The sequence below is a fragment of the Serratia sp. 4542 genome (genome assembly GCF_016805595.1).
Taxonomy (GTDB): Bacteria; Pseudomonadota; Gammaproteobacteria; order Enterobacterales; family Enterobacteriaceae; genus Serratia; species Serratia nevei.
The window spans coordinates 426,898-433,164 of sequence record NZ_RXKV01000013.1; the positions used below are offsets into that span (position 1 = coordinate 426,898).

5 protein-coding genes are annotated in these 6,267 nt (G+C 56.9%); 3 read left to right on the forward strand and 2 right to left on the reverse strand.

What is annotated here, in order from left to right; all coding sequences use genetic code 11:
- Positions 1 to 46: 46 nt before the first annotated feature.
- Complete coding sequence (gene raiA / locus EKL15_RS21325; protein ID WP_004932457.1) at positions 47 to 388, reverse strand: ribosome-associated translation inhibitor RaiA; 342 nt, start codon at positions 386 to 388, stop codon at positions 47 to 49.
- A 312-nt stretch (positions 389 to 700) separates the two neighbouring features.
- Positions 701 to 1,432 carry an outer membrane protein assembly factor BamD gene (gene bamD / locus EKL15_RS21330; protein WP_004932456.1) on the reverse strand — a complete coding sequence of 244 codons (732 nt, stop codon included), beginning with the start codon at positions 1,430 to 1,432 and terminating at the stop codon, positions 701 to 703.
- A 131-nt stretch (positions 1,433 to 1,563) separates the two neighbouring features.
- Here bamD and rluD point away from each other — a divergent pair, with 131 nt between their 5' ends.
- The 3 genes from rluD (at position 1,564) to clpB (ending at position 5,976) form a co-directional block, all read left to right on the forward strand.
- A complete protein-coding gene (gene rluD, locus EKL15_RS21335; protein WP_004932452.1) occupies positions 1,564 to 2,541 on the forward strand; it encodes a 23S rRNA pseudouridine(1911/1915/1917) synthase RluD in 978 nt (325 codons plus the stop codon).
- Complete coding sequence (gene yfiH / locus EKL15_RS21340; RefSeq protein WP_060425329.1) at positions 2,541 to 3,272, forward strand: purine nucleoside phosphorylase YfiH; 732 nt, start codon at positions 2,541 to 2,543, stop codon at positions 3,270 to 3,272. Before rluD ends, yfiH begins: the two co-directional genes overlap by 1 nt.
- A gap of 130 nt (positions 3,273 to 3,402) precedes the next feature.
- Positions 3,403 to 5,976 (forward strand): ATP-dependent chaperone ClpB, encoded by a 2,574-nt coding sequence (gene clpB, locus EKL15_RS21345; protein WP_203090319.1) that lies wholly within the window; start codon positions 3,403 to 3,405, stop codon positions 5,974 to 5,976.
- Positions 5,977 to 6,267 lie beyond the last annotated feature (291 nt).

Sequence of the window (6,267 nt, forward strand, 5' to 3'; positions counted from 1 at the left end):
AAACGCGCCCTCGGGCGCGTTTGATGCGGCAATCGCTGTCGGACGGTTATTCTTGCTCTTGCGTGACTTCCGGCACGATGTCTTTCACGCTGGCATTGCAGCGGCGCGCTTCGCCTTTGTGCTGCACCTTGTTCAGCTGGCGCTCCAGCTTGGCGATCAGCTCATTAACGGCGGTGTACATGTCATCATGTTTGGCGCTGGCGACCAGCGGGCCGTTAGGCGTGGTAATGGTAGCGTCGGCGACAAACCCCTGCGGTTCTTTAGATAAGACGATATGTGGGTTTATCAGCTGGGTCTGCCATTTTTCCAGTTTGGTGAGACGGTCTTCGACGTGATTGCGGATTGCGGGAGTGATATCCATTTGTTTGCTGGTAATGTTCAATGTCATATAACTTACCTCTCTGTCTTTCCGTCTTGGTGAATCCAGCATACCCCGCTTTTTGTTTAAATGCGTGATGTAAATCACGATTTTTTGTCACTTTTTGCAAAGTTAGTTCAATCTGTGATTCAGCATCTGAATTGGTTATCTAATGCTTGAGAGTTGCCGCCGGATGGCGCATTATCGATGAGTTGACCGGTGAGGGGCGCTAGCTAACACCGTGTTTTTACTTGTGTATTTCTCCAGTAAAAAACCGGTCCACGCCAATGAAAACGGCAGCCGAGGCTGCCGTTTTGTTTTTCTGTCGTTGCCGACGCGCGGTTATTGCGGGTTGGCGGCGATCACTTTGGCCACTTTGTCAGCCTGGCCGTTCAGCTGCAGCTGCTTGTAGGCATTTTCCATCAGCGGCAACACGTCGTGCGTCGCTTTGGTATCCGGGAATTCACGCAACATCTGCTCGGCGCGATTAACGACCGCGACGTAAGCACCGCGTTTAGTGTAGTATTCCGCCACCGAAAGCTCATACTTGGCCAAGCGGTCTTTCAGATACACCAAACGCTTGTTGGCGTCGGTCGCGTATTGGCTGTTCGGGTATTGCTGAATCAACTGGCTGAAGTCGCGGAACGCAGCGCGAGCGTGCTGAGGATCGCGGTCAGAACGGTCAACCCCGAAGAAGCCCTGCAGTGCGCTGTCATCGAGCGCCATGTCGGTCAGGCCGCGCATGTACATCACGTAATCGATGTTCGGGTGCGTCGGGTTCAGACGCATGAAGCGATCGATGGATGCCTGAGCCATCGGCAAGTCGGCAGCCTTATAGTAGGCGTAAATCAAATCCAGCTGGACCTGCTGGGAATACGGCCCGAAAGGATAGCGGTTATCTAACGCTTCGAGTTGCGTAATCGCGCCCTTGAAGTTACCGTCCTGCAGTTTTTGCTGCGCGGTAGCATAGATTTCCGAAGGTGGGTTGTCGGGAACCGCATCCTTGGATGTGGAGCAACCTGCCAGCGCCAGGCTCAACGTGGCTGCCGCCACCAGATATTTCATACGCGTCATGACGTTTTGATTATCCTCAGGGTGTTATTCCGGGAGACTGTCCGTTAAGCTCCCGACAAAGACCAGGTACAATAGCACATTATATTAAACGGCATCGCCGTGAAAACCCAACGTTAACGAAGAAGCTGCATATGGCACAACAAGTACAACTCACCGCAACGGTGGCCGAATCTCAACTCGGACAACGTTTAGATCAGGCTTTGGCCGAATTGTTCCCTGATTATTCACGATCTCGCATAAAAGAGTGGATCCTGGGCGATCGGGTGAAGGTCAATGGCAAAACGTCAAATAAACCGAAAGAGAAGGTGCTGGGCGGAGAGACCGTCGCCATCGATGCACAGATTGAAGAAGAGGCGCGTTGGGAGCCACAGGATATCGCGTTGGATATCGTCTATGAAGACAGCGACATCCTGGTGATCAACAAACCGCGCGATTTGGTGGTGCATCCTGGCGCCGGTAACCCGGACGGCACGGTGCTCAATGCGTTGCTGCATCATTACCCGGAAATCGCCGACGTGCCGCGTGCCGGCATCGTACACCGTCTGGATAAAGACACCACCGGCCTGATGGTGGTGGCGAAAACCGTGCCGGCGCAAACCCGGCTGGTGGAAGCGCTGCAGGCGCGTGAAATTACCCGTGAATACGAAGCGGTGGCGATCGGCACCATGACCGCCGGCGGCACGGTAGAAGAGCCTATCGCGCGTCACTCTACCAAGCGCACCCACATGGCGGTGCACCCGATGGGTAAACCGGCGGTGACGCACTACCGCATTATGGAACACTTCCGTGCGCACACCCGCCTGCGCCTGCGCCTGGAAACCGGCCGTACTCACCAGATCCGCGTACACATGGCTTACATCAGCCATCCGCTGGTGGGCGATCCGCTGTACGGCGGCCGTCCACGTCCGCCGAAAGGCGCTTCGGAAGCCTTCATCAACACGCTGCGCGGCTTTGACCGCCAGGCGCTGCACGCCACCATGCTGCGTTTGTATCATCCGATCAGCGGTATCCAGATGGAGTGGCATGCGCCGCTGCCGCAGGACATGGTCGATCTGATCAACGCGCTGAAGGCGGACACCGAAGAATTCAAAGATCAGATGGACTGGTAATGAATTCGCTCATTCTGCCCGACTGGCCGTTGCCTTCCGGCGTTAAGGCCTGCAGCACCACGCGCGGCGGCGGCGTCAGCCTGCTGCCTTATGACTCGCTGAACCTCGGCACCCACGTCGGTGACGAGGAGCAAGCGGTGAAGCGCAATCGGGAACGGTTGGTTACCGCCGCCGGCTTGCCGCAGATGCCGGTGTGGCTCGAGCAGGTGCACGGCACCCGCGTGGTGACGTTGACGGGGCAAGCGCCCGCCGATCTGCGGGCGGATGCGGTGTACAGCAACGTGCCGGGGCAGGTGTGTGCCGTGATGACGGCGGATTGTCTGCCGGTGCTGTTCTGCTCGCAGAACGGCGATGAAGTGGCCGCCGCCCACGCCGGCTGGCGTGGGTTGTGCCACGGCGTGCTGGAACAAACCGTGGCGGCGTTCAGCGCCGCACCGGGCCAGATCCGCGCCTGGCTGGGGCCGGCGATCGGCCCGCAGCAGTTTGAAGTCGGGCCGGAGGTGCGTGCCGCCTTTATCGCGGAAGACGCCGAAGCCGCGGCGGCGTTTATGCCGCACGGCGATAAGTTTTTGGCTAATATCTACTTACTGGCGCGCCAACGTTTGTTGCGGGCAGGCGTGCAGGCCATCTATGGTGGCGACCGCTGCACGGTTAACGAAAAGAGTCATTTTTTCTCCTATCGACGCGATGGAATAACCGGACGTCTGGCAAGTTTAATCTGGCTGATATAACCTATTGAATTAGGACGATCCAACGACGCATGGCGTTGTACCGAAAATTTAGCGTCGAGATAACCTTGAAAATTTGAGGGATGACCTCATTTAATCTCCAGTAGCAATTTCGACCCATCTTGGAGGTGTTATGCGTCTGGATCGTCTTACCAACAAATTCCAGCTTGCCCTCGCCGATGCCCAGTCACTAGCCCTTGGGCACGACAACCAGTTTATTGAACCGCTACATCTGATGAGCGCCCTGCTCAATCAGGAAGGGGGCACGGTTCGTCCACTATTAACTTCCGCAGGTATCGATGCCGGGCGCGTGCGCACCGAAATCGAACAGGCGCTGTCCCGTTTACCGCAGGTAGAAGGCACCGGTGGCGACGTTCAACCGTCCCACGAGCTGGTGCGCGTCTTGAACCTGTGCGACAAGCTGGCGCAGAAGCGCGCGGACAAATTCATTTCTTCCGAGCTGTTTGTGCTTGCGGTGCTGGAAGACCGCGGCTCGTTGACCGACTTGTTGAAAGCGGCCGGCGCAACGGCCGACAAAATCAGCAAAGCCATTGAACAAATGAGAGGCGGTGACAGCGTGGAAGACCAAGGCGCCGAAGACCAACGGCAAGCATTGAAGAAATACACCATCGATCTGACCGAACGCGCCGAGCTGGGCAAACTTGACCCGGTAATCGGCCGTGACGAAGAGATACGCCGCACCATCCAGGTGCTACAGCGCCGTACCAAAAACAACCCGGTGCTGATCGGCGAGCCTGGCGTGGGTAAAACCGCCATCGTCGAAGGCCTGGCGCAGCGCATCATCAACGGCGAAGTGCCTGAAGGGCTGAAGCACAAGCGCGTATTGTCCCTCGATATGGGCGCCTTGATCGCCGGCGCCAAGTATCGCGGCGAGTTTGAAGAGCGTCTGAAAGGCGTGCTCAACGATCTGGCCAAGCAGGAAGGCAGCGTTATCCTGTTTATCGACGAACTGCACACCATGGTTGGCGCCGGTAAGGCGGATGGCGCGATGGATGCGGGCAACATGCTCAAACCGGCGCTGGCGCGCGGCGAGCTGCACTGCGTCGGCGCGACTACGCTCGACGAGTATCGTCAATATATAGAGAAGGATGCGGCGCTCGAACGTCGTTTCCAGAAAGTGTATGTGGCGGAGCCGAGCGTGGAAGACACCATCGCTATCCTGCGCGGCTTGAAAGAACGTTACGAACTGCACCACCACGTGCAGATCACCGACCCGGCCATCGTGGCGGCGGCAACGCTTTCACACCGTTATATCGCCGATCGTCAATTGCCGGACAAGGCTATCGACCTGATCGACGAAGCGGCGTCCAGCATTCGTATGCAGATGGATTCCAAGCCGGAATCGCTCGACAGGCTTGAACGCCGCATCATTCAGTTGAAGCTGGAACAACAGGCGTTAAATAAAGAGTCTGACGACGCCAGCAAGAAACGCCTGGACATGCTCAGCGACGAGCTGGGGCAGAAAGAGCGCGAATATTCGGAGCTGGAAGAAGAGTGGAAAGCGGAAAAAGCCTCGCTCTCCGGTACTCAGAACATCAAGGCCGAACTCGAGCAGGCCAAAATCACTCTGGAGCAGGCGCGCCGCGTCGGCGATCTGGGGCGGATGTCGGAGCTGCAGTACGGCAAAATTCCTGAGCTGGAGAAACAGCTCGCCGCCGCCACGCAGGCCGAAGGCAAGAGCATGAAGCTGCTGCGCAACCGGGTGACCGATGCGGAGATTGCTGAAGTGCTGGCGCGTGCGACCGGGATCCCGGTTGCCAGAATGCTGGAAGGGGAGCGTGACAAACTGCTGCGCCTGGAGCAAGAGCTGCATTCGCGGGTTATCGGCCAGGACGAAGCGGTCAGCGCGGTCTCGAATGCTATTCGCCGCAGCCGCGCCGGATTGTCCGATCCTAACCGGCCGATCGGTTCGTTCCTGTTCCTCGGCCCGACCGGGGTGGGGAAAACCGAGCTCTGCAAAGCGCTGGCTTCGTTCCTGTTCGACAGCGACGACGCCATGGTGCGTATCGACATGTCCGAGTTTATGGAGAAACACTCCGTTTCTCGTCTGGTCGGCGCGCCTCCGGGTTATGTCGGCTATGAAGAGGGCGGTTACCTCACGGAGGCCGTGCGCCGCCGGCCTTATTCGGTGATTCTGCTGGATGAAGTCGAGAAAGCGCACCCGGACGTATTCAATATTCTGTTGCAGGTGTTGGATGACGGCCGACTGACCGATGGTCAAGGCCGTACCGTCGATTTCCGCAATACTGTGGTGATCATGACGTCCAACCTGGGCTCAGATCTGATCCAGGAGCATTTCGGTCAGATGAACTACGCGCAGATGAAAGAGTCGGTGATGGAGATGGTGAGTCACCACTTCCGTCCGGAGTTCATCAACCGTATCGACGAAGTGGTGGTGTTCCATCCGCTGGGCGAGAAACACATTGCTGCAATTGCCAAGATTCAGCTGTCGCGTCTCTACAAGCGTTTGGAAGAGCGCGGTTACGAAGTGACCATGACCGAACCGGCCCTGGCGCTGTTGAGCAAAACGGGTTACGACCCTGTATATGGTGCGCGTCCGTTGAAACGCGCTATTCAGCAGGAGATCGAGAACCCGCTGGCGCAGCAAATCCTGTCCGGTAAGCTGATCCCCGGCAAGCTGGTCACGTTGGATGTGGAAAACGACCATATCGTTGCACGCCAATAACGGCAATCGAGCGTAATAAAGATGAAAGGGAGCGGGTGACCGCTCCCTTTTCTTTATCTTCGTTTGTCCCTATTTACAGGGTTTGCCGCTATTACTGTGCTAAAAGTGGTATTTTTTGACTAATAAACATCCTAAAAAGGCATTTCGGGTGATTATTTGAGCGATTGAAAAGTTTTTTGCAATTAGGGGTTGCGGCCCGCCGAGAACTCCCTATAATGCGCCTCCACTGACCGGGAACAACGACTGACAAGCCGCCGGGTCAGCGAGAGAAAAGCGAAATAAACGCTTGAC